We start from the raw sequence: 23,414 nt of genomic DNA on the forward strand, positions 1-23,414 counted from the left end.
ACTGTCCGCAGTGTGGCGAATCGGCACAAGTGGCCTACCCCGCGCCGACGAAATACCGATCTCTTAAGGGGAACCAAAGACGAGGTAGGGGCGGTTCGAAAAAAGAATCAAGTACGCTTCGGCTATGTCATGGATGGCCAGTGCCCGGCACGGCGTTCGGGAGGCCCCCGCCGGTTTGGCGCTCCTTCAGGAGCTGCTGAACACCCGCGCGCCCATGACGTACGGCACTGACCTGCTGCTGAGCGCCGACGACGCCCAGCGGTGGCTGACCGAGGCCCTGATCACCTGGTCCCGCGTCTCCGGGCTGCCCGCGCCCACGCTGCTGATTTCGTCGTCCGACCTGCGCTCGCTGCGGCGGCTGCGCACCACGTTCGAGAACGTCATCCTCGTGGGCGGCAACCGCGGCCCCGAGGGCGCGCTGCCCCCCGCCGACGTGCCCGTCAGCCTCGTGCCCGACGCCGACGGCTGGGTGCGCATCGTCCCCACCGGCCGCGGCACGCGCTGGCTGGCGTCGGCGCTGTGGGCCGAGGCCCTGCTCGCCCAGCAGGCCGGCATCTGGCCCCGGCTCAAGCTGTGCCACAACGCCGACTGCCGGGCCGCCTTCTTCGACACGTCCCGCAACAACAGCGGCGTCTGGCACGACGTCAGCACGTGTGGGAACACTGCCAATTTGCGCGCTTTCCGCGAGCGCAAGCGGTTGATGGGCGGTAGCGGCGCGCTGCCGCCGCGGCCCACCGTCCAGGGCCCACCGAGCTTGATCGAGCCGCGCGGCCTCCTGTGAGGCGAGGGCTTGCCGGAGCTGCACCGGTGATGTGAGCGGGCCGGTCGGCCTGAAGTGCGGTGGCGGCTTGGCGTTGGTTGCGACGCCGCCGCGTCTCGTCAGGAACTTCTGGGTTGATCGGACCTGGGTCCGTTTCAGCATGCTCTTCGCGGCGCCGCGCCGCGCCGCTGCCTTCCGCGCCGCGCCGCTGCCTTCCGCGCCGCGCCGCTGCCTTCCGCGCCGCGCCGCTGCCTTCCGCGCCGCGCCGCTGCCTTCCGCGCCGCGCCGCTGCCTTCCGCGCCGTGCTGCCGCCTTCCGCGCCGCGCCGTGCCGCCGCCTTCCTCGCCGGCCGTGCCGCCGCCTTCCGGGCCGTGCCGCCGCCTTCCGCACCGCTGAACGGCAACGCCGGGACAACGTTGGCGGGCTTCGACCGCCCACATCGCGGCATCTTCGTCACGCTGCGTCCCTGTGGATAACGCGTTCTGCCGGTTGCGGAGGGCGTAGGGTCGGAGCGCCCCGGGCGGGCGGGGGTATGGGCGGGCACACCGGATGATCCACAGGCAGGAGCGGTTGCGACGCGGGTGTGGGGGCCGGGCGGTCCGCACGAAGCTCGCACGCCGCGCCCGACGCGCCGGATGTGCTCGCCGGCATCCCCGACGCGGGGAGAGGGTGCCAAGCGGCGCATCGGGCGATCAGACCTGAGTGCGGGCATACCGGACGACCTGCGCCAGTCGGGGCAAGCTGAGTCGGCACGCCGGTTGGTTCGCGAATCCGGAGCGCAGGCGGAGGTCGGGCGGGCTGGCCTGGGAGCGCAAGCGGAGGCCGGGCGGGCTGGCGCGGGAGCGCAAGCGGAGGTCGGGCGGGCTGGCGCGGGAGCGCAAGCGGAGGTCGGGCGGGCTGGCCTGGGAGCGCAAGCGGAGGTCGGGCGGGCTGGCCTGGGAGCGCAAGCGGAGGTCGGGCGGGCTGGCCTGGGAGCGCAAGCGGAGGTCGGCGGGCCGGCTCGGAGCGGGAGCGTAGGCGGGGTTGGCGAGCTGGGTGGTTGGCGCGGAGCCGGAACGCAGACGGGAGGCCGACGGGCCGGCTCGGAGCCGGGGCGTAAGCGGGTCGGCGAGCTGCGTGGTTGGCGCGCAGGTGTAGCGAAGGCGAGGCCGGCGCGCCTGGGTGGTGGGGAAGACGGCGCGCGATGAGCAGGCCGGGGCGCGGGAAGCTGGGGTGCGGACGGGAACTTCGCGCGGGTTTCGGGCGACTATGGGTTCATGGCGTGTGAGCGGTGGCGCGAGATGCTTTCGGCACAGCTGGACGGGGAGGACGACCCGGCTGACCGTACGGCGGTCGATGCGCACCTGGCGGGATGTGCCGGGTGCCGGGAGTGGCTGGACGGTGCGGCTGCGGTCAACCGGCTCACCAGCATGAACACGGTCACGCCGCCCGATCTGAGTGCGGCTGTTCTCGCGGCGCTGCCCGGAGGGTCCGCGGGGCTGGTCGCGCTGCCGGGGGGCAACGCCGGGGGCGATGGGGCGGCCGACAGCGCGACGCAGCGAGGATGGTGGCGGCGGGTGCCGTGGGAGCGGCTGCCGATCGCGGCGGGGCTGCTGGTGGCGCTTGCGGCGGTGGGGGCGGTGCAGCTCATCCTGGGACTCGACCAGGTGGGCGGCGGGGTCGTCGGCGCGCACGTGCACACGGGGCTGGACGCCACGCCAGGGCATCTGTGGCACGAGTCGGCGGCGTGGAACGTGGCGGTCGGCGCGGGATACCTGTTCATCGCGCTACGGCGCAGCCGGCCGTCGGGGCTGATTCCGATGCTCACGGCGTTCGTCGGGATGCTGTTGCTGCTCTCGGTCAACGACCTCACCGCGGGGCGGGTGGACGCCACCCGGCTGATCAGCCACGGGTTCGTGATCCTCGGATATCTGCTGATCGTCGCCCTGTCGCGGGTTCCAGGGGGCTTCGTGAGTACGCCGCCGGGCGCTCGGTCGACGGGCGGTGGAGCATGGCGGGCCCGCTTCGCCGCCGACGAGGCGGACGAGCTGAGCGAGAGGCCGGGACTGCGTCTGGTGCCGCGCGGGCCGATGACCGCCCAGCACGACGGGCGCCGGGCCGCCTGACGAAGCACGACGAGCGCCGGGCCGCCTGACGAAGCACGGCGGGCGCCGAGCGCCTGACAAAGGGGCGAATCCGACGGAGAAGCCGAGGGCGTAGGCGGCCGCAAGCGCCGGCGGAGAGGGAAGGCCGCAAGCGCCGGCGGAGAGGGAAGGCCGCAAGCGCCGGCGGAGGGGGAAGGCCGCAAGCGCCGGCGGAGGGGGAAGGCCGCAAGCGCCGGCGGAGAGGGAAGGCCGCAAGCGCCGGCGGAGGGGGAAGGCCGCAAGCGCCGGCGGAGGGGGAAGGCCGCAAGCGCCGGCGGAGAGGGAAGGCCGCAAGCGCCGGCGGAGGGGGAAGGCCGCAAGCGCCGGCGGAGGGGGAAGGCCGCAGAGCGCCGGCGGAGGGGAAGAAAGCCGGGGAAGAAGCGCCAGGAGCCGGCCGGAGCGGGGCCGGGCTGGAAGGCAGCGGCTAAGAGGCGGCGCGTCAGCGGGACGGGGGGCGGACCGAGAGCTCCCGCCAATCCCCGGGGGTGGAGAGCAGCGCACGCACGGTGTCCAGCGCGGCGTCCTCGGAGTCGTACTCGAAGAAGTGAGAGACGCCGTCGGCACCGCCCGCGCGCTGCTCGACGTACCACTGGTCGCCGCTCACCCGCAGGTAGACGTCCTTGCGGGCGACGCGGCCCCACTTGCCGTTCCACCAGTGCTTACGCTGCTCCATCCCGGCAGCGTATCGAACATCTGTTCGAGACTCGCGGAGTGGGGATGATCTTTTCGCGAAATGTCAGCGTGGCGGTTCCTGCTGATGACGCCCCGGAGTGTCGCTGTAACCGCCGGTCCTCGACACGAGCGCGTCGCGGATCTGGGTGAGCAGCACGATGTCCTCCGGCGGGGACTTCGGCGGGGGCTCCTCGCCGCGGCGGCGGCGTTCGGCCAGGATGTTGAGCGGCAGCACCACGAAGAAGTAGAGCACCGCGGCGGTGATCAGGAACGTGATGATCGCGTTCAGGAACGTCGCGTAGTCGAACTCGACGCCGCGGATCTTGAACTTGCCGGCGTCCAGGCCGGTGCCGCCGCCCATGAGCTGGATCAGCGGCTTGATGAAGCCGTTCGTGAAGCCGGTCACGACTCCGCTGAATGCGGCACCTATGACGACGCCGACCGCCAGGTCGACGACGTTGCCCCGCATGATGAAGTCTTTGAAGCCTTGGAAGATCTTGTTCACAAGCTCTCCTGCGCGCGCCGAGGGGATCGTTCCGGCCGCAGGTGCCCGCGACCGGCCGGCGACAAACTACGCCGACCGGGACGACCCTCCCCGGAAGGGGGGAGTTCAGTCGAGCGCCGGCTCCTGGGCGCTGACGGCCTCGTCGACCGTGGGGTAGGTGCGCAGCACTTCGACCAGGCCACTGACCTCGAGGATGCGCAGCACCCCGCGCTGGGGGGCGGCCAGGCGGACCGTGCCGCCGGCGTCGTCGGTGCTGTTCTTGGCCCGGACGAAGACCGAGAGCCCGGTGGAGTCGCAGAACGACACCTCGGCGAGGTCGAAGACCAGACGGGTGCGCCCCTTCTCCAGCAGGTCGCTGATCTGGTCCTGAAGCTGGGGCGCCGTCGCCATGTCCAGCTCGCCCGCCACCGACACGACCACCATGTCGGCGCGCTGTTCCGTTTGTACCGTCAGAGACATTCAGGACCTCCAGTTATGTGCTGAACGGTACTCCAAGACGCCCCCCGCCCGCAGAACGGGGCGCGTCGGTGGAGCCCGGCTCGTTATTTGGCTGGCAGCAAGTATCAGGTTCCGCGGTGGTAAAGTCCCGCCCGGCTACATGGGAAAACCACGTCGGGAGGCAGCGGTGACGCTGAGCGCGGATGAGGCGGCTCGCTTCGCCGCCCTGCTCGAGGAACACGAGCAGGCTCTGGTCGCCGCCTGGACCGAGCGGGTGGCCGCCTCGGTGCGCGGCCGGTTGAGCCACGCCGAGCTCGAGCGGCAGACCTCCGAGCTGCGGCGCGGCTTCCGGCAGGCGCTCGTCGGCTCGGCGCAGGACGTCAGCGGCGAGTCCGCCGGCGAGCTGCGGGCCCAGCTCGCCGAGCTCTCCTCGATCCGGGCCCGGCAGGGTTTCACCGCCACCGAGACCGCGGTGAGCGTCTTCGCCTTCAAGGAGGCCGTGCTGGCCGTCCTGGACGCCAACAAGGACGGCAACGACGCCGCGACCCTGCGGGACTACGTCGCTTTCTCCTCCTTCATCGACGACGCGGCGCTGTTCACCTTCGACAGCTACGTGCGGGTGCGCGAGGAGCTCATCGCCGACCAGGCCGAGCAGCTGCTCGAGCTCTCCACCCCGGTGGTGAAGCTCTGGGAGGGCGTGGTCGCCGTCCCGCTGGTCGGCACGCTCGACTCGGCCCGCGCCCAGGTGGTCATGGAGCGCCTGCTGCAGACGCTGGTGGACACCGGCTCGCCGTACGCGATCATCGACATCACCGGCGTGCCGGCGGTCGACACCCAGGTGGCGCAGCACGTCCTCAAGACGGTGGTGGCCGCCCGGCTGATGGGCGCCGACTGCATCATCTCCGGCATCCGCCCGCAGATCGCCCAGACGATCGTCGCGCTCGGCATCGAGTTCGGCGACATCGCCACCAAGGCGTCGCTGGCCGACGCGCTGCGCTACGTGCTGGCCAAGACGGGCCAGGCCAAGAAGGCCCGGGAGCGCTGAGGTGGACCGCGTACCGGTCCTCAAGATCGGCGACATCCTGCTGGTCTCCATCCAGATCGACATGGAGGACCAGGTCGCCCTGCAGCTGCAGGAGGACCTCGCCGACCGCATCGTGGCCACCGGCTGCCACGGGGTGGTCATCGACATCAGCGCGCTCGACATCGTCGACTCGTTCGTCGGCCGTACGCTCGCCACGATCGCCGCGATCTCCAAGGTGCTCGACGCCGACACCGTCGTGGTCGGCATGCGGCCCGCGGTCGCGATCACCCTCGTCGAGCTGGGCCTGTCGCTGCCCGGCATCCGCACGGCCCTCAACGTCGAGCTCGGCATGGAGATGCTGGCCCGCGAGCGCGACGCCGACGACGACGGTGACGACGACGAGGACGAGGGTGACGCCGAGACGCCCGCGGTCTTCACGCCGTGAACGAGCAGGTTCAGCGGATCGAAGTCGTCTCGGACCAGGACGTGGTGCGGGTGCGGCAGCTCGTGCGCTCGCTCGCGGTCGCGGTGAAGCTGTCGCTGGTCGACCAGACCAAGCTCGTCACCGCGGCCAGCGAGCTGGCGCGTAACACCCTGGTCTACGGCGGCGGCGGATCGGTCGAGGTGAGCCCGGTCGACAACGGCCGCCGCAAGGGCATCCGGATCGTATTCGCCGACGAGGGGCCCGGCATCGCCGACCTCGACCTGGCCTTCACCGACGGGTACACGACCGGCGGCGGGCTCGGGCTGGGTCTGAGCGGCGCGCGGCGGCTCGTCGACGAGTTCGACATCGTCACCGCCGTCGGCGAGGGTACGAGGATTACCGTGACCAAGTGGTGCCGATGAGCGGAGGCGCGGTGGCGTCGCTACCCGAGGGGCTTCTCGACGGGGGAGTCTGGTTCCGGGTGGAGGAGACGCCGACGGCCTCCACCGTACGGCGGACCGCCGAACGGCTCGCCGTGGAGCTCGGCATGCCCGAGCGCCGCATCGCCGATCTCTCGATCGTGGCCGCCGAGGTGGCCGGCAACCTCGCCAAGCATGCCGACCAGGGCGTCGTGCTGCTGCGCCCGGTGCGCGCGGACGGGCAGGCCGGCGTCGAGCTGGTCGCCCTCGACAGCGGGCCCGGCATGGCCGACCCGGCCTTCTCGTTCGGCGACGGGCATTCCACCGCCGGCACGCTCGGCATCGGGCTGGGCGCGATCGTCCGCCAGGCCTCCCGGTGCGACCTGCACTCCGTGCCCGGCCGCGGCACCGTGCTCACCGCCCAGGTCTGGCCTGCCGACCCGCCCGAGGACACCTGGGCGGCCGGGCTGACCCGCCCGCTGACCGGTGAGCCGGTCAGCGGTGACGCCTTCGCCGTACGGGAGACCGACGGCCGCTACCAGGTGATGATGTGCGACGGGCTGGGGCACGGCGGGCTCGCCGCGGTGGCCTCGCGCGAGGCGGTCCGGGCGTTCACCGAGGCCCCGGCGGCCCCGCCGGCTGCCGTGCTCGAGGTGCTGCACCGCAAGATCAGCCACACCCGGGGCGCCGCCGTGGCCGTCGCCGAGCTGGACGCCGGCGCGGGCCTGATCCGGTACGCGGGTCTCGGCAACATCGCCGGGACCGTGGTGTCGCCGCTCGGCGCCCGGCGCGGCATGGTCTCGCTGCCCGGCATCGCCGGTCACCAGCGGCGCCAGATCAAGGAGTTCGACTACCCGCTGGCGCGTGACGCGATCGTGCTGATGCACTCCGACGGCGTGGTCGACCGGTGGAACGTCATGGACTATCCCGGCCTGCTCATGCACTCGCCGCTGGTGATCGCGGCAACCGTGCTGCGTGACGCGGGCGTACGGCGTGACGACGCCGGCGTGCTCGTGGCCCGGTTGCCGTGAACGGGCCGCCGGGGGACGGGCCGGAGCTCATGCGCGTGCGGCTGCGGGTGGAGCAGGACGTGTTCGTCGTCCGCCAGCTGGCCCGTGAGGTGGCCCGCGAGGTCGGTCTCGAGCAGCAGGACCAGACCCGGCTGGCGACCGCGCTGAGCGAGGTGAGCCGCGTGGTGCTGGCCGCCGGAACCGATGCGGATGTGACGTTCACCGTGCAACAGGACGGGGTATCCACCGCGCTGCGGCTGGCGGTGGAGCGACGGTCGTCCGGCGGCGAACAGCAGTTGCGGGCGGAGCTCGGCCATGTGGGCCGTCTTATGGACATGTTGGAGGTCGAGAACGATGGGACCGGTACGGTCGTCTGGATGGCTCGACGTTTGCCGGCGAGTGCGCCGAGGCTGACCCAGGAACGGATGGACGAGATCCGCGCCGGGTTGGCCCGGCACGTGCCGGGGAGCCCGCTCGACGAGCTCAACGTGCAGAACCAGCAGCTCATCGCCGCGCTCGACGAGGTGCGGGCGCAGCGCGACGAGCTCGCTCGGCTCAACGCCGAGCTGGAGGAGACCAACCGCGGCGTCATGGCGCTCTACCACCAGCTCTCCGAGGAGCTGGAGGAGACCAATCGCGGCGTGGTGGCGCTCTACGCCGAGCTGGACGAGAAGTCGGAGCAGCTCGCCGCGGCCAGCGAGGCCAAGAGCCGGTTCCTGGCCAACGTCAGCCACGAGCTGCGCGCTCCGGTCACCGCGGTGATCGGGCTGAGCCGCCTGCTCGCCGACGAGGGCTCCGACCCGCTCACCGACGAGCAGCGCCGCCAGGTCGACCTGATCCGCGGCTCGTCGAGCGATCTGCTGTCGCTGGTCAACGACCTGCTCGACCTCGCCAAGGCGGAGGCCGGCCGGCTGGAGCCGGTCTGGGAGGAGGTCGACCTCAAGGCGATGTTCGGTCAGCTGCGCGGCACGCTGCGGCCGCTCGCGACCCGGCCCGAGGTGGATTTCCGCATCGACGAGCCGGCCGTCGCGTCGATGCGCTCCGACGAGGTCCTGCTCGCCCGGGTGCTGCGCAACCTGCTCACCAACGCGCTCAAGTTCACCGCCGAGGGGGAGGTGCGGCTCGCCGTGCGCCCCGTGGAGTCGGACGTCGAGTTCACGGTGACCGACACCGGCACCGGCATCCCGGCCGAGCTGCACGAGCGCATCTTCGAGGAGTTCTACCAGGTGCCGGGCAGCAAGGCGCTCAACGGCAAGGGCACCGGGCTGGGCCTGCCCTACGCGCGGCGGCTGGCCGGCATCCTCGGCGGCGCGCTGCGGGTGCGCTCCACGCCCGGGGAGGGCAGCACCTTCACGTTGCGGTTGCCGGCGTCATGAATCCGGCCTCCGTCCTCGTCGTCGACGACAGCGCCACCAAGCGCTACCTGCTGGTGAGCTGGCTGACCCGCGCCGGGTTCACGGTCCGCCAGGCCGAGACCGGCGGCGAGGCGCTGCGGATGCTGCCGGGCTCCGACGTCGAGCTGGTGGTCCTCGACGTCAAGCTGCCCGACATGAGCGGCTTCGACGTCTGCGAGAGGATCAAGACCGACCCGGCGTACGGGACCATGCCGGTCATCCACGTGTCGGCGCACGCCGTCGACGTCGTCGACCGCACCCAGGGCCTCAACCGCGGCGCCGACGCGTACCTGGTCGAACCGATCGAACCCGACGAGCTGATCGCGACCGCCCAGGCGGTGCTGCGCTACTACTCGGCCCGGCGGCGCGCCGAGTCGCTGGCCGCGCGCATGGTGCGTCTCGCCGAGACCACCCTGGCGATCAACACCGCGACGACGTTGCCCGACCTGATCGAGGCAGCCGCGGCGGGCGCGCAGGAGATCTTCGGCGGTCCGGTGGTGGTGCTGGCCGAGACCGTCGACGGTGAGGGGATCGCGGCGGCGGGCTCGCCTCCGGTCGTACGCCCGTGGTCCCTGCCCGTGGATGACGTCGCGGTCGGATCGGTCGTACGCGTCGACGACACCGCCGCGTGGGACGTCGTCACGTGGCCCGAGGGGGAGTCGGTGACGGTCGCCGCGGCCCGGCTGCGCAGCGACCGGCCGCCCGTCTACGTCGCCGTGCGCAGCAGCAGCCAGAACCCCGGCTTCCCGGTGCTGCGCCAGCTCTCGCAGACGGTCGCCGCCGCGGTCGAGGCGCAGCGGTCCTTCGCCGAGGAGCACCGGATCGCGGTCACCCTGCAGCGCAGCCTGCTGCAGTCGTACCTGCCCGACGTGCCGGGCGTGCAGCTGGCCGTGCGCTACGAGCCGGCGGGCGCGCAGACCGAGGTGGGCGGCGACTTCTACGAGCTCACGATGCTCGACGGCAAGCTGCTGGTGGCGATCGGCGACGTCGCGGGCCACTCGTTGCACGCCGCGACGGTGATGGCCGAGGTGCGCCATGCCGTACGGGCGTACGCGGTCGAGGGGCACCCGCCGGCGACCGTGCTGAGGCTGGTCAACAATTTCATGCGGACGGTGCTGCCCGCCGACTCCGCGACCATCTGCCTGCTCACGCTCGACCCGGGCACCGGCGAGGTGCGGATGGCGAGCGCCGGTCACCTGCCGCCGCTGCTGCACACCGGCGAGGCCGTACGGTTCCTCGAGCCGCACGGGCCGCTGCTGGGCATCAACGCGTCCCGGCCCGGCGACTTCGAGTTCGTGCTGCCGCCGGACGGGACGCTCGTGCTCTACACCGACGGCCTGGTCGAGCGTCGCGACGCGGACATCGACGTGGGCCTGACGGCGCTGGCGAACGCGTCCGCATCGGTGGAGCCCGACCTGGACGCGTTCTGCCGGCGGCTGATGGTGGAGCTCGGCGGCGCCGGGCAACAACCTGACGACATCGCGGTCGTCGCCCTGCGCCGCCGGTGACTCAGTAGATCCCCGTGTACTGCTGGTAGCCGGTGCCGATCTGGGCCCGGTCGCCGAACGTGCCGGTGCCGGTGCCGAGCTTGCGATACAGCACTCCGGCGGTGTCGCGCATCAGCAGGTCGTTCCTGCCGTCCTCGTTGAGGTCGCCGATGCCGATCACGCTGTTGTAGCCGAGCCAGCCGGTGCCCACGACCTTGAGTCCGGCCTGGAACGTGCCGTTGCCGTTGCCGTAGAGGGCGTACATGGTGCTGGTGGGGTCGTACTGCAGCATCAGGTCGGCCTTGCCGTCGCCGTTGATGTCGCCGGGCCCGACGACCTTGCTGTAGCCCTTGTAGCCGCCCTCGATCTTGACCGGGGTGCCGAAGCCGCCCTTGCCGTTGCCGGCGAAGTAGTACAGCGAGCCCGAGGCCCGCTCCCGGACGACGAGGTCGGACTGGCCGTCGCCGGTGAGGTCGCCGGTGTGCACGAGGGCGTCGTAGGCGTTCCAGTTGCCGGGGATCAGCAGCGACGTGTTGCTGCCGAACGGGGGCTGCTCGCCGCCGAGGTAGACGCGCAGTGAGCCGTCGGAGCGGCGTACGAGCAGGTCGTTCTTGTAGTCCTTGCTGATGTCGCCGAACGGGACCAGTCCGGTGAGCGTCCCGAGCGACTCGCTGCCACCACTGGTCAGGCCGATCGTGTCGCCGGTGACCCGCCGGGTGAACTGCCAGGCGCCCTGACCGGTCGTCTGGTTGAGCGCGAGCAGCGAGGGCTGGCTGGTGCACTCGTAGCTGTGCAGCAGCGGCTTGCCACCGCAGCCGACGGTGAAGGTGCTGGTGCCGGTCGCGACGGTGCTCTCGGTGCCGTCCGCGGTGGCCGTGAGCGTCCAGCGGTACGGGCCCTTGGCCGCCCGGTCGTCGCCGAAGGCACCGTCCCAGGTGACGGTCGCCGCGACCCGGGCTGCGCCGCCGGTGACCCGGACGGTCCGGCCCGTACGCACCTGGGTGATGATCAGCGCGGTCGCGGTGACCGGCCGGGACAGCTGCGCGGTGACGGTCAGGGTGCCGGGCAGCGTGAGGTTGGCCGGGGTGGCCGACGAGAGCTCGGCGACCGGCGCCGAGGGAGCGACACCCGGGTCGACGATGTGCACGGCGTTCTGGGCGTCGACCCAGGCGACGTCGCCGCCGAACTTGTCGACGGCCCAGGTGATGTTGCGGTCGTCGGCCAGGTCGCCGCGCGGGAAGGTGGCCATGGTGACCGGCTCGCCGAGCGTGTTCCCGGTGATGTCGTAGCGCAGGAGCGCACCGCTCGCGTCGTGCCGGACGAGGTAGTTGTCGCCGAGCAGGAACTGGCCGGCCGGCAGCGTGATCACGTTGCGCCGGGCCTTGAGGTCGAGGATGCCGGCCGTGCCCTGAGCGCCGCAGGTCCAGTACAGACGGTTGCCGACGACCTGCACCTCGGTGGCCGGGCAGCCGATGGCGATGGGCGGGTTGCCCGAATCGGCCGGCCCAAGATTGTAGTCCTTGACGCCGTTCTGCTCGGCCCGCCACAGGAAGTCGAACCAGAGCGCGGCGGGCGCGACGGGATCGGCCGGGAACTGATTGACGGTGCCGTTGCGCAGGACCTGCTGCGTGGTGGCGGTGTTCACGACCCGGAAGTTGGGCGAGGCGTCGATCACCTTGGCGCCGGCCCCGACGGGCACGGCGTAGCCGGTCGGGTCGGAGGACCGCATCGAGTATCCCGTGCTGCCGCGGCTGATGTAGGACGAGCCGAGGAGCGACCCGTCGGCCATCCGGACGCAGAACGCGTCCGTCTCGCACGGCACCGGGCTCACCAGGTCGGCGTCGGCCACGGGCGATCCCGTGCCGGGCGCACCGGGGCCGATCTGCTCGGCGAAGAGCCGGTAGACGCCCTCGCCGGGCACGGCCCGCGCCGCGACGTGCCGCAGCACGCCCTGCGACAGCGTCACGCCCGCGTTGACCGTCGGGCCGTACAGCGGCAGCAGGGCCGACTCGCCGGTGGCGGTCGCCTTGCGCATCGACCAGTCGCCGGTGCTGGTGCCGCCCACGAAGAGCACGCCGTCCGGCGCCTGCAGGGTGGCCGCCAGCGCTCGCGGCACCACGACGGCCGGCTCGCCCGAGCCGGTGTGCCGCTCCATGACCGGCTGGGTGCCGCTGCCCGGCTGCGGGGCGATCACGTCGTCGCCGGCCAGACCCTGGTTGGTCACCGGGACGGCGACCGGCAGCGTGACGACGTCCGGCTCGCCCGGGGTGCCGGCGGCGACCGCGGTGCGGATGAAGCTGCGGACGACCGTGGTGGTGAGCAGCCCGATGCGGTCGTCGGTGAGCACGACGCGGCCCGCGACCGGGACGGCGGGCAGCAGGTCGACCTCGCCGGAGGCGGCATCGAGCAGCCCGTACCGGGTGCCGTCGGCGTTGTCGAACCGCAGCACCGCTCCGTCGCCGTCGTTGGCCACGACGCTCATCGTCGTGGTGCCGTCAGGGACGCCGGTGACCGGCGCGGCGATCCACGACCCGTCGGCCGCGACGCGACGCAGCTCGACCGTGTCCGGCGTCGCGGCGGGGTCGATCGCCACCACCGTGTCGCCCATCTGGCGGCTGTAGGCGATGGTGCCCGTGGCCGGAACGTCGCGCCAGGCCCGCGTGCTCAGGTTCAGCGAGGGCCGGGTGCCGGTGGGGCTCGGGCGACCCGGCACGGAGGCGAACACCAGCACGGTGTCGCCGCCGGCGGGCGAGATCGCGGCGTTGGGCACGTTGTTCAGCTCGTCCACCGCGGTCGTCCTGCGATCGGCGTACGTCGTCCACAGCAGACCCGAGGTGGTGGTGCGCCGGTGCAGGAAGCCGGTCGCGCCGGCGAAGATCGGTGTGTCGGTGACGTAGGTGGCCGGGACGGTGGGCGCGGGCACGACCTTGATCTCGGTCGGTGCCGTGGCCGCCTGGGCGACGCCCGGGAGGGACAACCCGGCGGCGACGACTGCGCCGCCGACGGATGCCGCTAGAGCTCTTCTCATGATTTACCCGTTGTCTCAGTAGATGCCGGCGTACTGCTGGTAGCCGGTGCCGATCTGGGCGCGGTTGCCGAACGTGCCGGTGCCGGTGCCGAGTCGGCGGAACAGGTTGCCGGCGGTGTCGCGCAGGACGAGGTCGTTCCTGCCGTCGTCGTTGAGGTCGCCGATGCCGATCACGGCGTTGTAGCCGAGCCAGCCGGTGCCCACGACCTTGAGTCCGGCCTGGAACGTGCCGTTGCCGTTGCCGTAGAGGGCGTACATGGTGCTGGTGGGGTCGTACTGCAGCATCAGGTCGGCTTTGCCGTCGCCGTTGATGTCGCCGGGCCCGACGACCTTGCTGTAGCCCTTGTAACCACCCTCGATCTTCACCGCGGCGCCGAAGCCGCCCTTGCCGTTGCCGGGGTGGAGGAGCAACGAGCCCGACGCGCGGTCGCGGACGACGAGGTCGGACTGGTTGTCGCCGGTGAGGTCGCCGGTGTGCACGAGGGCGTCGTAGGCGTTCCAGTTGCCGGGGATCAGCAGCGACGTGTTGCTGCCGAAAGGTGGCTGCTCGCCGCCGAGGTAGACGCGCAGTGAGCCGTCGGAGCGGCGTACGAGCAGGTCGTTCTTGTAGTCCTTGCTGATGTCGCCGAACGGGACCAGGCCGGTGATCGCGCCCAGCGACTCGGCGCCGCCCGCGGTCAGGCTCGTGCCGTTGTCGCCGAGCCGCTGGGTGAACTGCCAGGCGCTCTGACCGGTCGAGGCGCTGGTGAGCGCGAGCAGCGAGGGCTGGCTGGTGCACTCGTAGCTGTGCAGCATCGGCTTGCCGCCGCAGCCCACGGTGAACACGCCGGTAGCAGCGTCGGTGTCGACGCCGTCCACACCGGCCACCAGCGTCCACCGGTACGGGCCCTTGGCGGCCCGGTCGTCGCCGAAGACGCCGTCCCAGGTGAGGTTCGCCGTCACCCGGACCGCACCGCCGGCCACCTTGACGCTCCGGCCGGTACGCACCTGGGTGATCGTCAGCGCGGTCGCGGTGACCGGCCGGGACAGCTGCGCCTTGACCCGGAGGGTGCCGGGCAGGCTCAGGTCGTCGGGGGTGGCCGAGGACGTGCCGAGGGCCGACGGGGCGGACGGGGCGACGCCGGGGTCCACGATGTGCACGGCGTTCTCGGCGTCGACCCACGCGACGTCGCCGCCGAACCGGTCGACGGCCCAGGTGATGTTGCGGTCGTCGGCCAGGTCGCCGCGCGGGAAGGTGGCCATGGTCGCCGGCTCGCCGAGCTTGTTGCCGGTGATGTCGTAGCGCAGCAGGGCGCCGTTCGCGTCGTGCCGGACCAGGTAGTTGTCGCCGAGCAGGTACTGCCCGGCGGGCAGCGTGATGACGTTGAGGTTCTCGCCCTGGAAGGTCAGGTCCACGATGCCGGCCGGGCCCTCGGGGCCGCAGGTCCAGTAGACGTGCCTGCCCACGGCCTGCAGCTCGGTGATCCGGCAGGTGGAGCCGGTGCTGACACCCGGGGCCTTGTTGCCGGTCGGCAGGTGCCACGCCTCGAAGCCGCCGTTCGGCCGGGCGCGGAAGAGCGAGTCGAACCACAGCGCCGACGCCACGGCGCCCTGATCGGGGGTCGAGGTGGGGCCGTCGGCGCCGAAGACCTGCTGCGACGTCGCGGTGTTGACCACCCGGTAGTTGGGGGAGGCGTCGACCACCCGGGCGTCCGCACCGACCGGACGGGCGGTGATGGCGGGGTCGGAGGACCGCAGCGTCAGACCCTCGCCGTCGCGGCCGACGTAGGCGGAACCGCTGTTCGACCCGTCGACCATGCGGACGCAGGTCGCGCCGGCCTGGCACGGCACGGGGTCGATCAGCGGGTAGCTGTTGACCGCCGATCCCGTGCCGGGCGCGCCCGGGCCGAGCTGCTCGGCGACGAGGCGGTAGGCGGCTCCCTCGCCGGGCCGGGGCGCGGCGACGGTGTGCCGCAGCACCCCGGCGGAGAGCGTGACGCCCGCGTTGACCTGGGTGGCCAGCGGCAGCACGACGGAGGCGCCGGCCTCGGTCACCTTGCGCATCGACCAGTCGCCACGGCCGGTGCCGCCCGCGAGCAGCACGCCGTCGGGGCCCTGCACGAGCGGCAACGCCGCCTCGGGCACGATCGGGGCGGGCTCGGTGCTGCCCGGGGTGCGGCGGGTCACGGAGATCGTCTCGCTGCCGGTGGCGACGACGAGATCACGGCCGGCCAGCGCCGTGCGGTTGTTGTTGGTGGGGTGCGGCAGCGCGATGGGTTCCGGGGTGGTCGCGGTGCCGTCGAGCACCTCGGCGCGCGGGAAGACGTACGCCGTGGTGGCGTCCGTGGTGCTGTGGATGATCGCCACCGCTTCGCCGGAGAGCTCGTACCAGTACCCGCCCGAGGCGATGGGACCGAACGGCAGCAGGGCGATCCGGCCGGAGGCGACGTCGAGCAGCCCGAACCTGCCTCCGGAGGGGTGCCCGAGCCCCAGCAGGGCGCTCCTGGCGTCGCCGGCCAGGATCAGGATCCCGGTCGTGCCCTCGGGGACGCCGGTGATCGGCACCGGCGTGGACGAGCCGTCCGCGGCGAGCCGGCGGAGCTCCGGCACGGACGACGGGGTGCCCTGCTCGATCACCAGGGTGGAGTCGCCCAGCAGGCGGTTGAGGCTCGCGTTGGCGCCCAGGGCCACTTCACGCCAGGTCATCGTGCCGAGGTCGAGAGCCTGCCGGGTCATGTCGGTGACCGGGTGGTCCGGCGCCGAGGTGTTGAGGACGACGGTGTCGCCGCCCGCCGACGTGAAGGCGGTGGGCGCCAGGGTTCCCAGCGCCTCGACCACCGTCGTGCGGCGGTCGGCGTACGTGGTCCACAGCCACGGCGAGCTCGAGAGGCGGCGGTGCAGAAAGCCGGTCTCGCCCGCGAAGGCCGGGGTGTCGGTGGGGTAGGAGGCGCTGACGGGAGCGGGTATCACCTTGACCTCGGAAGGCGCGGTGGCCGCTGGGGCGATGCCGGGCACGGCCAGCCCGGCTGCCGCCAGGACGCTGCCGATGGTTGCCGCGAGGGCTTTTTTCATTTGTTCCCCGTTGAGTTCCAGCGACCGGGGTGATTGGGACACCGGTCCGCCCGCGGATCGTAGACATTCATGACGGCCGTTTCAACCGGCCTCCTTGACGCCAGCTATTCATTCAGTGAATAGTGAGTGTCATGTCCACTGCGCACGTTTTGCTCGGCTTGCTCGCCGCGGGTCCCCGGCACGGGTACGACCTCAAGCGCGTGCACGACGAGCGGCTGCCGCAGGCCAAGCCGCTCGCGTTCGGGCAGGTCTACGCGACCCTCGGCCGCCTGCAGCGCGACGGCTACGTCGTCGACTCGGGGCAGGATCGCGAGGCCGGCCCGGACCGGACGTCGTACGCGCTGACCGAGTCCGGCCGCGGCCACCTCGACCGGTGGCTGTCCACTGTCGAGCCGCCCGCGCCCTACGTGACCAGCGAGCTGTTCACCAAGGTGATCGTCGCGCTGCTCGTGGCGGACGCCGGCCGGGCGCGCGATTACCTGACCGCCCAGCGCGCGGCGCACCTGGCGCGGATGCGCGAGCTCACCAAGGTCAAGACCCGGGCCGGCGCGACCCTCGCCGACCGGGTGGCCGCCGACTACGCGCTCGGCCATCTCGACGCCGACCTGCGGTGGCTGCAGACCACCCTGACGCGGGTCGCCGAACTGCAGAAGGAAGTGACGACGTGAGCGCTCTGCTCAGCGGAACGGGGATCACCAGGAGCTTCGGCGCCACACCGGCGCTGCGTGGCGTCGACGTCGCGGTCGGCCCGGGCGAGATCGTCGCCGTCACCGGGCCCAGCGGGTGCGGCAAGTCCACGCTGCTGCACTGCCTGGCCGGCATCCTGCGCGCCGACGCGGGCCAGGTCGTCTATCGCGACCAGGACATCGGGCTCTGGTCCGAGGCGGCCCGGTCCCGGCTGCGGCGCACCGACTTCGGGGTGCTGTTCCAGTTCGGACAGCTGGTGCCCGAGTTGACCGCGGCCGAGAACGTCGCCCTGCCGCTGCTGCTCGCCGGCTCGGGGCGGCGAGCAGCGCGGCAGGCGGCGCTCGGCTGGCTCGACCGGCTCGGGGTGGCCGAGCTGGCCGACAAGCGGCCCGGCACCATGTCCGGCGGCCAGCAGCAGCGCTGCGCGACGGCCCGGGCGCTGGTCACCGAGCCGCGGGTGCTGTTCGCCGACGAGCCGACCGGCGCGCTCGACGTGCTCACCGGCGAACAGGTGCTCGCCGAGATCGTCCGGGTGGTGCGCGAGCACGGCACCTCGGTCGTGCTGGTCACGCACGAGGCGCAGGTCGCGGCGTACGCGGACCGCGAGATCGCGCTGCGCGACGGCACGCTCGACCCCAGCGGCCTGGGCCTCGGGGCGCGCTCGTGAGGCCCGGCACGCTGGCCCGGCTCGCCATCGCCGGCACCCGCACCGACGTGCTGCGCGGTGCGCTCACCGCGGCGAGCACGGCCCTCGCGGTCGGCGTGCTGCTGGCCGCCGCCACGGTCGGCGCCATCTCGGGGTACGCCGAGCGGTACACCAACAACCTGCTGGTCGAGCCCGGCCTGCGTCCCGGCGTGGTGACCGCGCTCGTGCTGGTCGCGGTGCCGGTGCTGGCGCTGGCCGGGCAGTGCGTCCGGATCGGCGCGCCGGCTCGCGACCGGCGGCTGGCCGCCATCCGGCTGGCCGGGGCGACCCCGCGCGAGGCGGTGCTGATCGCCACGGCCGAGACCGTGGTAGCCGGTACGGCAGGGGCGGCGCTCGGCATCGTGGGCTACCTGTCCCTGCGCCTGGCATTGCCCGGCGCGGGCACGGACGGCCTGCTGGCGCTGCCCACCGACGTGCTGCCCCCGGCGCCGGTCATCGTGCTCCCGGCGCTCGCCGTGCCGGTGGTCGCCGGGCTGATCGGCGCGGCGCTGATGCGGCGGGTGATCGTCACACCGCTCGGGGTGACCCGCCGGGTGACCCGCGACCACGGCCCGCGGCCCTGGCCGGGACTGCTGCTCGGCATCGGCGTGGTGTGCTTCTGGCTGCCCGCGGGCATCGGCGAGCGGGTCCGCATGCCCGACGACCTCGTCCTCGCGCTGCTCGCCGCCGGCCTGGTGACGACCGTGCTCGCCGTCGTCCTCGGCGTCGGCTGGATCTCGCACACCACCGGGCGGCTGCTGCGCCGCTTCGGCCGGGGGCCGGCCACGCTGCTGGCCGGGCAGCAGCTGATCACCGATCCGTGGCTGGGCAGCCGGACGCTCGCGGCGATGCTGGCCGCGCTCATCGTCGGGTCGGTGGCGCTGGGCTTCGGCGCGCAGATCGAGACGGAGTTCGCCGCGTACGACCGGCTCGCCGAGCTCAACCCCGCCGCGATCGGGATGGGCCTCACCGGCGACCGCGAGTTCTACACCGGAGCAGTCGACCTGGTCGTGCTCGCCGTCGTGATCAGCGCGTTCATGGCCGCCGCGGGCGTGCTCGTGGCGCTCTCCGAGAGCATCGTGGCCCGCCGGCGGACGTACGCCGCGCTGACCGCGACGGGCGTTCCCCGGCGTACGCTCTCGGCCGCGCTGCTCTGGCAGACGCTGACGCCACTGATACCCGCGCTGCTGCTGGCACTGTGCGCGGGCGGGGTGCTCATCCGGCTGACCGGGGTGGACGTCTCGGCCGGCGGCATGAGCTGGACCGAGTGCATCGACCCGAAGGCGGACGCGGCGACCTGCGCCACCCGCACCGTCTCGCTGCCGCTGGTCGAGATGCAGGTGCCCATCCCGGTGGACCGGATGGCGCTGCTCGGCGGCGGCGCGCTGCTCGCCATGCTCCTCGCGGCCGGTGTCGCCCTGCTGGTCCTGCGGAGCAGCACCGACCTCGAGGAGCTGCGCGTCGGCTAGCGGCCGGCGAGCCCGAGCACGTCGAGCACCCAGGCCAGCACGAAGGCCTCCTCCTTCCAGGCGTCGTAGCGGCCGCTGGGGCCGCTGTGCCCGGAGTCCATCTCGGTCTTGAGCAGGTAGTCGCCGTCCGGGGCGACCGCGCGCAGCCGGGCGATCCACTTGGCGGGCTCGTGGTACTGCACCCGGGTGTCGTTCAGGCTGGTCATGGCCAGGATCTTGGGGTAGGGCAGCTTGCCGACGTTCTCGTACGGGCTGTACGCCTTCATGTACGCGTACACCTCGGCTGACTCGATCGGGTTGCCCCACTCCTCCCACTCCGTGACGGTGAGCGGCAGCGACGGGTCGAGGATGCTGGTCAGCGGGTCGACGAAGGGCACCTCGGCCACGATCGCCGCGAAGGCCTCGGGGGCCAGGTTCGCGACCGCCCCCATCAGCAGGCCACCGGCCGAGCCGCCGCGCGCCACCAACCGGTCCGCGGACGTCCATTCCTTGCGGACGAGCGTCTGCGCGCACGCGACGAAGTCGGTGAACGTGTTGCGCTTCGCCAGCAGCTTGCCCTGCTCGTACCACCGGCGGCCCATCTCGCCACCGCCACGGATGTGGGCGATCGCGAAGACCACGCCGCGGTCGAGCAGCGAGAGGCGGGCGACCGAGAAGTACGGGTCGACGCTGATCTCGTACGAGCCGTAGCCGTACAGCAGGGCGGGCGCCGTGCCGTCGCGCGGGGTGCCCTTGCGCGCGACGATCGAGATGGGCACCTGGGTGCCGTCGGGCGCCTGGGCCCACTCGCGGAACTGCTCGTAGTCGGCGGGGTCGTAGCCGCCCAGCACCGGCTTGCGCTTGCGCAGCGTCATCGAGCGCGTCGTCAGGTCGACGTCGTAGACGGACTCCGGCGTCACCATCGAGGTGTAGCTGATGCGTACGGTCGCGGTCTCGTACTCCGGGTTGCCGGCGAGCCCGACGCTGTAGATCGGCTCGGGGAACTCCATCTCGTACGCGTCGGTGCTGCCGTCGGTGATCACCCGCAGGCCGGTCAGGCCGGCGCGCCGCTGCGAGACCACGATGTGCCGGGCGAACGCGTCCACCGACTCCAGCCGCGTGCCGGGCTCGTGCGGGATCATCTCGACCCAGTCGCCGGGGTTGTCGGCCGACGTGTACGCCAGCGCGAAGTCCTCGGCGTCACGGTTGTGCAGCACGAGGAAGCGGTGGCCGTGGTGCTCGATCGAGTACTCCACGCCCTGCTCGCGCGGGGCGATGAGGATCGGCTCCGCCGCCGGGGTCTCGGCGGGGATGACCCGTACCTCCGAGGTGACCTTGCTGGACGCGTCGATCACCACGAACTTCTCGCTGCGGGTGAGGCCGACGCCGACCCAGAAGCGCTCGTCGGGCTCCTCGAAGACGATCACGTCGTCGGTCGCGGGGCGGCCGATCGTGTGCCGCCAGACGCGGTACGGGCGCCAAGCTTCGTCGACCGTGATGTAGAACAGCGCGCTGCCGTCGGCGGACCAGGCGGAGCCGTACGACGTGTCGGGCACCTCGTCGGGCAGCACCTCGCCGGTGCGCAGGTCCTTGACCCGCAGCGTGAACCGCTCGTCGCCGGTGAAGTCGGTGGAGTAGGCCAGCCAGTTGCCGTCCACGCTGACGTCGAACGTGCCCAGCGCGAAGAACTCCTTGCCCTCGGCGAGCGCGTTGCCGTCGAGCAGCACCTCCTCGCCCGGCTGGTCGGTGGTCGACGGCGGGTCGGTCTCGCCCGCACGCACCGGCACGCGGCAGTGGATGCCGTACTGCTTGCCCTCCTCGGTGCGCGTGTAGTACCAGTACGCGCCCTTGCGGCTGGGCACGCTCAGGTCGGTCTCCTGCGTGCGGCTCCTGATCTCGTTGAAGACCCTGTCCCGCAGTTCGCCGAGGTGGGCCGTCGCCCGGTCGGTCCAGGCGTTCTCGGCCTTGAGATAGGCGATGGTCTCGGGGTTCTCCTTGTCGGCCAGCCACGAGTACTCGTCGACGACGGTGTCGCCGTGGAACGTGCGCTCGGCGGGCGCCTGGCGGACCGTGGGCGGGCTGGCAGGAGTCGGGTTCGTCACGCGGCCTAGGTTACCGGGCGGTCCGGTTTCCCCGGCTTCTTTACTTCTTGCGCGCTGGACCTTGCCCGTTCGAACACGTGTACGATATGCCAGAGTGGACGATCTTCGGATTCGTCGATGGATCGCCACCACCGGGACGCGAGCTGAGAAGACGGGAACCGCGACGTGACTGACCAGGTGCTGACCGCGCTTGTGGACATCTGCGGCCCCGATTACGCCCGCGTCGCGCGCTCCACCGACACGGTTTCCGGCCGCCGCGCCGGCCACGTCGCCGTGCCCGCCACCCCGCAGGCCGTCGCCGACGTGCTGCGCCTCGCCGCCGACCTGGGCCGCAGCGTCCTGCCCCGGGGCAGCGGGTCGAAGATCGGCTGGGGCGCCCCCCGCGACGCCGTCGGCATCCTGCTCGACACCGGCCGCCTCAACGGCATGTGGGACCACGATGTCGACCGCGCCACCGCCGAGGTCGCGACCGGCACCCCCGTACGAGCCCTGCAAGCCGCGCTCGCGCTGCACGGCCAGCGGCTGCCGGTCGATCCGCCGTCGCCCACGGCCACCGTCGGCGGCATGCTGGCCGTCAACGAGTCCGGCCCGCTGCGCCACCGCTTCGGCACTCCCGCCGAGCACGTCGACCGGGTCGCGTACGTCGACCGCTCCGGCGAGGTCGCCGAGTCCGACGGCGAGGACGGCCGCCCCGGCCTGGCCGAGATCGACGGCGTGATCACCTCGGCGACGCTGCGCCTGCAGCCGCTGCCGCAGGCCCGCCGCTGGGTCGGCGTCGCCGTGCCCACCCCGATGCAGCTCGGCAAGCTGATCGACGCCGCCGGCGGCATGCGGCCCAGCGCCGTCGAGGCCGACCTCCCCGCCGGCGGTCAGCGCGGCACGCTGGCCGCGCTGTTCGAGGGCCAGGAGGCCGCCGCGGTCGAGCAGGCCGAGCGGCTGGCCGCGGCGTGGGGCGCCGGAGCCGTGGTCACCCCGATCGCGCCGCCGTGGTGGGGCGTCTACCCGTTCCGCCGCGACGACCTGGCCCTGCGCCTGTCGGTCGCCCCCGACGACCTGGCCGCGGCGCTCTACGCCCTGAGCGACGCCGCGGGCGGGCCCGTGCCGGTGCGCGGCTCGGCCGGGCTGGGCAGCGTCCACGCGGTGCTGCCGGGCACGCTGGCCCCCGACCGGGTGCGCGGCATCCTCGACAGCCTGCGCCATGTGCTGCTGGCCCGCGGCGGGCGGGTCGTGCCGGTCGTGGCGCCGCCCGAGCTGGCGGGCGAGCTCGAGATGGCCGGCCCGCACGACTTCTTCTGACGCCCGGCGGTCGCCGCTCCTTCTCCGGGCCCGGCTTCTCTTGAGGCCCGCGGTGCCGGCTTCTTTTCCAAGCGCGCCCGCGGTCCTCCGCCTTTCCTCTCCAGGCCCGCGGTCCCCGGCCGCGCCGGACCGCGGGCGGGCTAGGCGGAGGCGCCCGCGTGCAGGACGGCGTAGCGGTGGGCGTCGGCGGTCGGGTGGCGGTCCGGGATGGGCTCGTTGCCGACCGCGTAGGTCAGGTAGGCGAAGCGGCCGACCTGCGCGGTGCCGGTGAGGGCGAGGTGCCGCGCGGTCAGGTGCCGGGGCAGCAGGGGAGCGCCGCCGCCGAGCACGACCGGGGCGATGCCCAGGATGATCTCGTCGAGCAGCCCCTGGTCGACGAACTGGCCCACCAGGTCGCCGCCGCCGACGAGCCAGACGTTCTTGCCCTTGGCCGCCACCAGCATGGCCTCGTGCACGCGCTTCACGTCGCCGCTGACCATGAAGATGTTGGCGTCGGGCACCAGCGGCAGCTCGCGGTTGGCGAAGACCCAGCACGGGATGTCGCCGTACAGGTCGTGCCAGTTCTGCGGCTCGGCGAGCACGTTGTCGTTCTGCAGCACCCACTCGTAGGTGGTCGCGCCCATGGCGAACGCGCCGACACCCGCGAAGAACCCGCCGAACGGGTTCTCGTTGCCCCCGTCGACGTCGAAGAGCCACTCCAGCGAGTTGTTCTCGTCGGCGATATAGCCGTCGATGCTCGTCGCCGTGTAGTACTGAGTTTTCGCCATGAGAAACACCATGCCACGAAATAACCGTCCCAAAGGTGCGAATGGGCGGCTTGGCGGGCGGCGAAGGATCGGCGTGGCCACGGGTGTTCGTGGA

At 72.5% G+C, this 23,414-nt stretch carries 19 protein-coding genes; 12 read left to right on the forward strand and 7 right to left on the reverse strand.

The window, feature by feature from the left end; translation table 11 throughout:
- Positions 1 to 214 precede the first annotated feature (214 nt).
- Complete coding sequence (locus ACSNN8_RS14325) at positions 215 to 781, forward strand: CGNR zinc finger domain-containing protein (protein WP_436649667.1); 567 nt, start codon at positions 215 to 217, stop codon at positions 779 to 781.
- A 1,235-nt stretch (positions 782 to 2,016) separates the two neighbouring features.
- On the forward strand, positions 2,017 to 2,865 hold the full coding sequence (locus ACSNN8_RS14330) for a zf-HC2 domain-containing protein (RefSeq protein WP_436649668.1): 849 nt from the start codon (positions 2,017 to 2,019) through the stop codon (positions 2,863 to 2,865).
- Between the two features lie 457 nt (positions 2,866 to 3,322).
- Here the strand turns inward: ACSNN8_RS14330 and ACSNN8_RS14335 are convergent, their stop codons facing one another.
- The 3 genes from ACSNN8_RS14335 to ACSNN8_RS14345 all read right to left on the reverse strand — a co-directional run bounded on the left by ACSNN8_RS14335 (position 3,323) and on the right by ACSNN8_RS14345 (position 4,519).
- On the reverse strand, positions 3,323 to 3,556 hold the full coding sequence (locus ACSNN8_RS14335; RefSeq protein WP_436649669.1) for a hypothetical protein: 234 nt from the start codon (positions 3,554 to 3,556) through the stop codon (positions 3,323 to 3,325).
- A 63-nt stretch (positions 3,557 to 3,619) separates the two neighbouring features.
- Positions 3,620 to 4,051, reverse strand: coding sequence for a large conductance mechanosensitive channel protein MscL (gene mscL, locus ACSNN8_RS14340; protein WP_436650720.1), 432 nt, complete (start codon positions 4,049 to 4,051; stop codon positions 3,620 to 3,622).
- Between the two features lie 114 nt (positions 4,052 to 4,165).
- Entirely contained in the window at positions 4,166 to 4,519 is a 354-nt protein-coding gene (locus ACSNN8_RS14345; protein WP_202997596.1) for an STAS domain-containing protein, read from the reverse strand.
- A gap of 166 nt (positions 4,520 to 4,685) precedes the next feature.
- Here ACSNN8_RS14345 and ACSNN8_RS14350 point away from each other — a divergent pair, with 166 nt between their 5' ends.
- The 6 genes from ACSNN8_RS14350 to ACSNN8_RS14375 are packed head-to-tail and all read left to right on the forward strand — an operon-like array spanning position 4,686 to position 10,277.
- A complete protein-coding gene (locus ACSNN8_RS14350; protein ID WP_436649670.1) occupies positions 4,686 to 5,543 on the forward strand; it encodes an STAS domain-containing protein in 858 nt (285 codons plus the stop codon).
- 1 nt (position 5,544) lies between these two features.
- A complete protein-coding gene (locus tag ACSNN8_RS14355; RefSeq protein ID WP_436649671.1) occupies positions 5,545 to 5,967 on the forward strand; it encodes an STAS domain-containing protein in 423 nt (140 codons plus the stop codon).
- The gene (locus tag ACSNN8_RS14360; RefSeq protein WP_436649672.1) at positions 5,964 to 6,368 is read left to right on the forward strand and encodes an anti-sigma regulatory factor; all 405 of its coding nucleotides are present in this window, start codon (positions 5,964 to 5,966) and stop codon (positions 6,366 to 6,368) included. The genes ACSNN8_RS14355 and ACSNN8_RS14360 overlap by 4 nt, the downstream gene beginning before the upstream one ends.
- Entirely contained in the window at positions 6,365 to 7,396 is a 1,032-nt protein-coding gene (locus tag ACSNN8_RS14365; protein WP_436649673.1) for an ATP-binding SpoIIE family protein phosphatase, read from the forward strand. Before ACSNN8_RS14360 ends, ACSNN8_RS14365 begins: the two co-directional genes overlap by 4 nt.
- A gap of 29 nt (positions 7,397 to 7,425) precedes the next feature.
- The gene (locus ACSNN8_RS14370; protein WP_436649674.1) at positions 7,426 to 8,751 is read left to right on the forward strand and encodes a sensor histidine kinase; all 1,326 of its coding nucleotides are present in this window, start codon (positions 7,426 to 7,428) and stop codon (positions 8,749 to 8,751) included.
- On the forward strand, positions 8,748 to 10,277 hold the full coding sequence (locus ACSNN8_RS14375) for a SpoIIE family protein phosphatase (RefSeq protein ID WP_436649675.1): 1,530 nt from the start codon (positions 8,748 to 8,750) through the stop codon (positions 10,275 to 10,277). The genes ACSNN8_RS14370 and ACSNN8_RS14375 overlap by 4 nt, the downstream gene beginning before the upstream one ends.
- 1 nt (position 10,278) lies before the next feature.
- On the opposite strand, the gene ACSNN8_RS14380 is transcribed toward ACSNN8_RS14375, so the two are convergent.
- Positions 10,279 to 13,284, reverse strand: a complete 3,006-nt coding sequence (locus ACSNN8_RS14380) for an FG-GAP repeat domain-containing protein (RefSeq protein ID WP_436649676.1) — start codon at positions 13,282 to 13,284, stop codon at positions 10,279 to 10,281.
- Positions 13,285 to 13,299: 15 nt separating this feature from the next.
- A complete protein-coding gene (locus ACSNN8_RS14385; RefSeq protein WP_436649677.1) occupies positions 13,300 to 16,335 on the reverse strand; it encodes an FG-GAP repeat domain-containing protein in 3,036 nt (1,011 codons plus the stop codon).
- 131 nt (positions 16,336 to 16,466) lie between these two features.
- Here ACSNN8_RS14385 and ACSNN8_RS14390 point away from each other — a divergent pair, with 131 nt between their 5' ends.
- From ACSNN8_RS14390 to ACSNN8_RS14400, 3 genes are read left to right on the forward strand one after another with little or no spacing between them, the layout of a single operon-like run.
- Positions 16,467 to 17,003 (forward strand): PadR family transcriptional regulator, encoded by a 537-nt coding sequence (locus ACSNN8_RS14390; protein ID WP_436649678.1) that lies wholly within the window; start codon positions 16,467 to 16,469, stop codon positions 17,001 to 17,003.
- Complete coding sequence (locus ACSNN8_RS14395) at positions 17,000 to 17,689, forward strand: ABC transporter ATP-binding protein (protein WP_436649679.1); 690 nt, start codon at positions 17,000 to 17,002, stop codon at positions 17,687 to 17,689. Before ACSNN8_RS14390 ends, ACSNN8_RS14395 begins: the two co-directional genes overlap by 4 nt.
- Positions 17,686 to 19,176, forward strand: coding sequence for an FtsX-like permease family protein (locus ACSNN8_RS14400; RefSeq protein ID WP_436649680.1), 1,491 nt, complete (start codon positions 17,686 to 17,688; stop codon positions 19,174 to 19,176). The genes ACSNN8_RS14395 and ACSNN8_RS14400 overlap by 4 nt, the downstream gene beginning before the upstream one ends.
- Here ACSNN8_RS14400 and ACSNN8_RS14405 read toward each other — a convergent pair.
- Positions 19,173 to 21,257: a S9 family peptidase gene (locus ACSNN8_RS14405; protein ID WP_436649681.1), complete on the reverse strand. Its 2,085-nt coding sequence runs from the start codon at positions 21,255 to 21,257 to the stop codon at positions 19,173 to 19,175. The two genes, ACSNN8_RS14400 and ACSNN8_RS14405, sit on opposite strands and share 4 nt — an antisense overlap.
- Positions 21,258 to 21,422: 165 nt before the next feature.
- Here ACSNN8_RS14405 and ACSNN8_RS14410 point away from each other — a divergent pair, with 165 nt between their 5' ends.
- Positions 21,423 to 22,553, forward strand: a complete 1,131-nt coding sequence (locus ACSNN8_RS14410; protein ID WP_436649682.1) for an FAD-binding oxidoreductase — start codon at positions 21,423 to 21,425, stop codon at positions 22,551 to 22,553.
- Between the two features lie 140 nt (positions 22,554 to 22,693).
- On the opposite strand, the gene ACSNN8_RS14415 is transcribed toward ACSNN8_RS14410, so the two are convergent.
- Positions 22,694 to 23,320, reverse strand: a complete 627-nt coding sequence (locus ACSNN8_RS14415; protein ID WP_436649683.1) for a dihydrofolate reductase family protein — start codon at positions 23,318 to 23,320, stop codon at positions 22,694 to 22,696.
- Between the last annotated feature and the right edge of the window lie 94 nt (positions 23,321 to 23,414).

The sequence above is a fragment of the Actinoplanes sp. URMC 104 genome (assembly GCF_051386375.1).
Classification (GTDB): Bacteria; Actinomycetota; Actinomycetes; order Mycobacteriales; family Micromonosporaceae; genus Actinoplanes.

What these genes read in the sequence shown, in the direction of transcription:
- ACSNN8_RS14375 (WP_436649675.1), top strand. Translation starts at nt 8,748, where the DNA reads ATGAATCCGGCCTCCGTCCTCGTCGTCGACGACAGCGCCACCAAGCGC.
- ACSNN8_RS14335 (WP_436649669.1), bottom strand. Translation starts at nt 3,556, where the DNA reads ATGGAGCAGCGTAAGCACTGGTGGAACGGCAAGTGGGGCCGCGTCGCC.
- ACSNN8_RS14385 (WP_436649677.1), bottom strand. Translation starts at nt 16,335, where the DNA reads ATGAAAAAAGCCCTCGCGGCAACCATCGGCAGCGTCCTGGCGGCAGCC.
- ACSNN8_RS14370 (WP_436649674.1), top strand. Translation starts at nt 7,426, where the DNA reads ATGCGCGTGCGGCTGCGGGTGGAGCAGGACGTGTTCGTCGTCCGCCAG.
- ACSNN8_RS14365 (WP_436649673.1), top strand. Translation starts at nt 6,365, where the DNA reads ATGAGCGGAGGCGCGGTGGCGTCGCTACCCGAGGGGCTTCTCGACGGG.
- ACSNN8_RS14380 (WP_436649676.1), bottom strand. Translation starts at nt 13,284, where the DNA reads ATGAGAAGAGCTCTAGCGGCATCCGTCGGCGGCGCAGTCGTCGCCGCC.
- ACSNN8_RS14325 (WP_436649667.1), top strand. Translation starts at nt 215, where the DNA reads ATGACGTACGGCACTGACCTGCTGCTGAGCGCCGACGACGCCCAGCGG.
- ACSNN8_RS14415 (WP_436649683.1), bottom strand. Translation starts at nt 23,320, where the DNA reads ATGGCGAAAACTCAGTACTACACGGCGACGAGCATCGACGGCTATATC.
- ACSNN8_RS14345 (WP_202997596.1), bottom strand. Translation starts at nt 4,519, where the DNA reads ATGTCTCTGACGGTACAAACGGAACAGCGCGCCGACATGGTGGTCGTG.
- ACSNN8_RS14330 (WP_436649668.1), top strand. Translation starts at nt 2,017, where the DNA reads ATGGCGTGTGAGCGGTGGCGCGAGATGCTTTCGGCACAGCTGGACGGG.
- ACSNN8_RS14390 (WP_436649678.1), top strand. Translation starts at nt 16,467, where the DNA reads ATGTCCACTGCGCACGTTTTGCTCGGCTTGCTCGCCGCGGGTCCCCGG.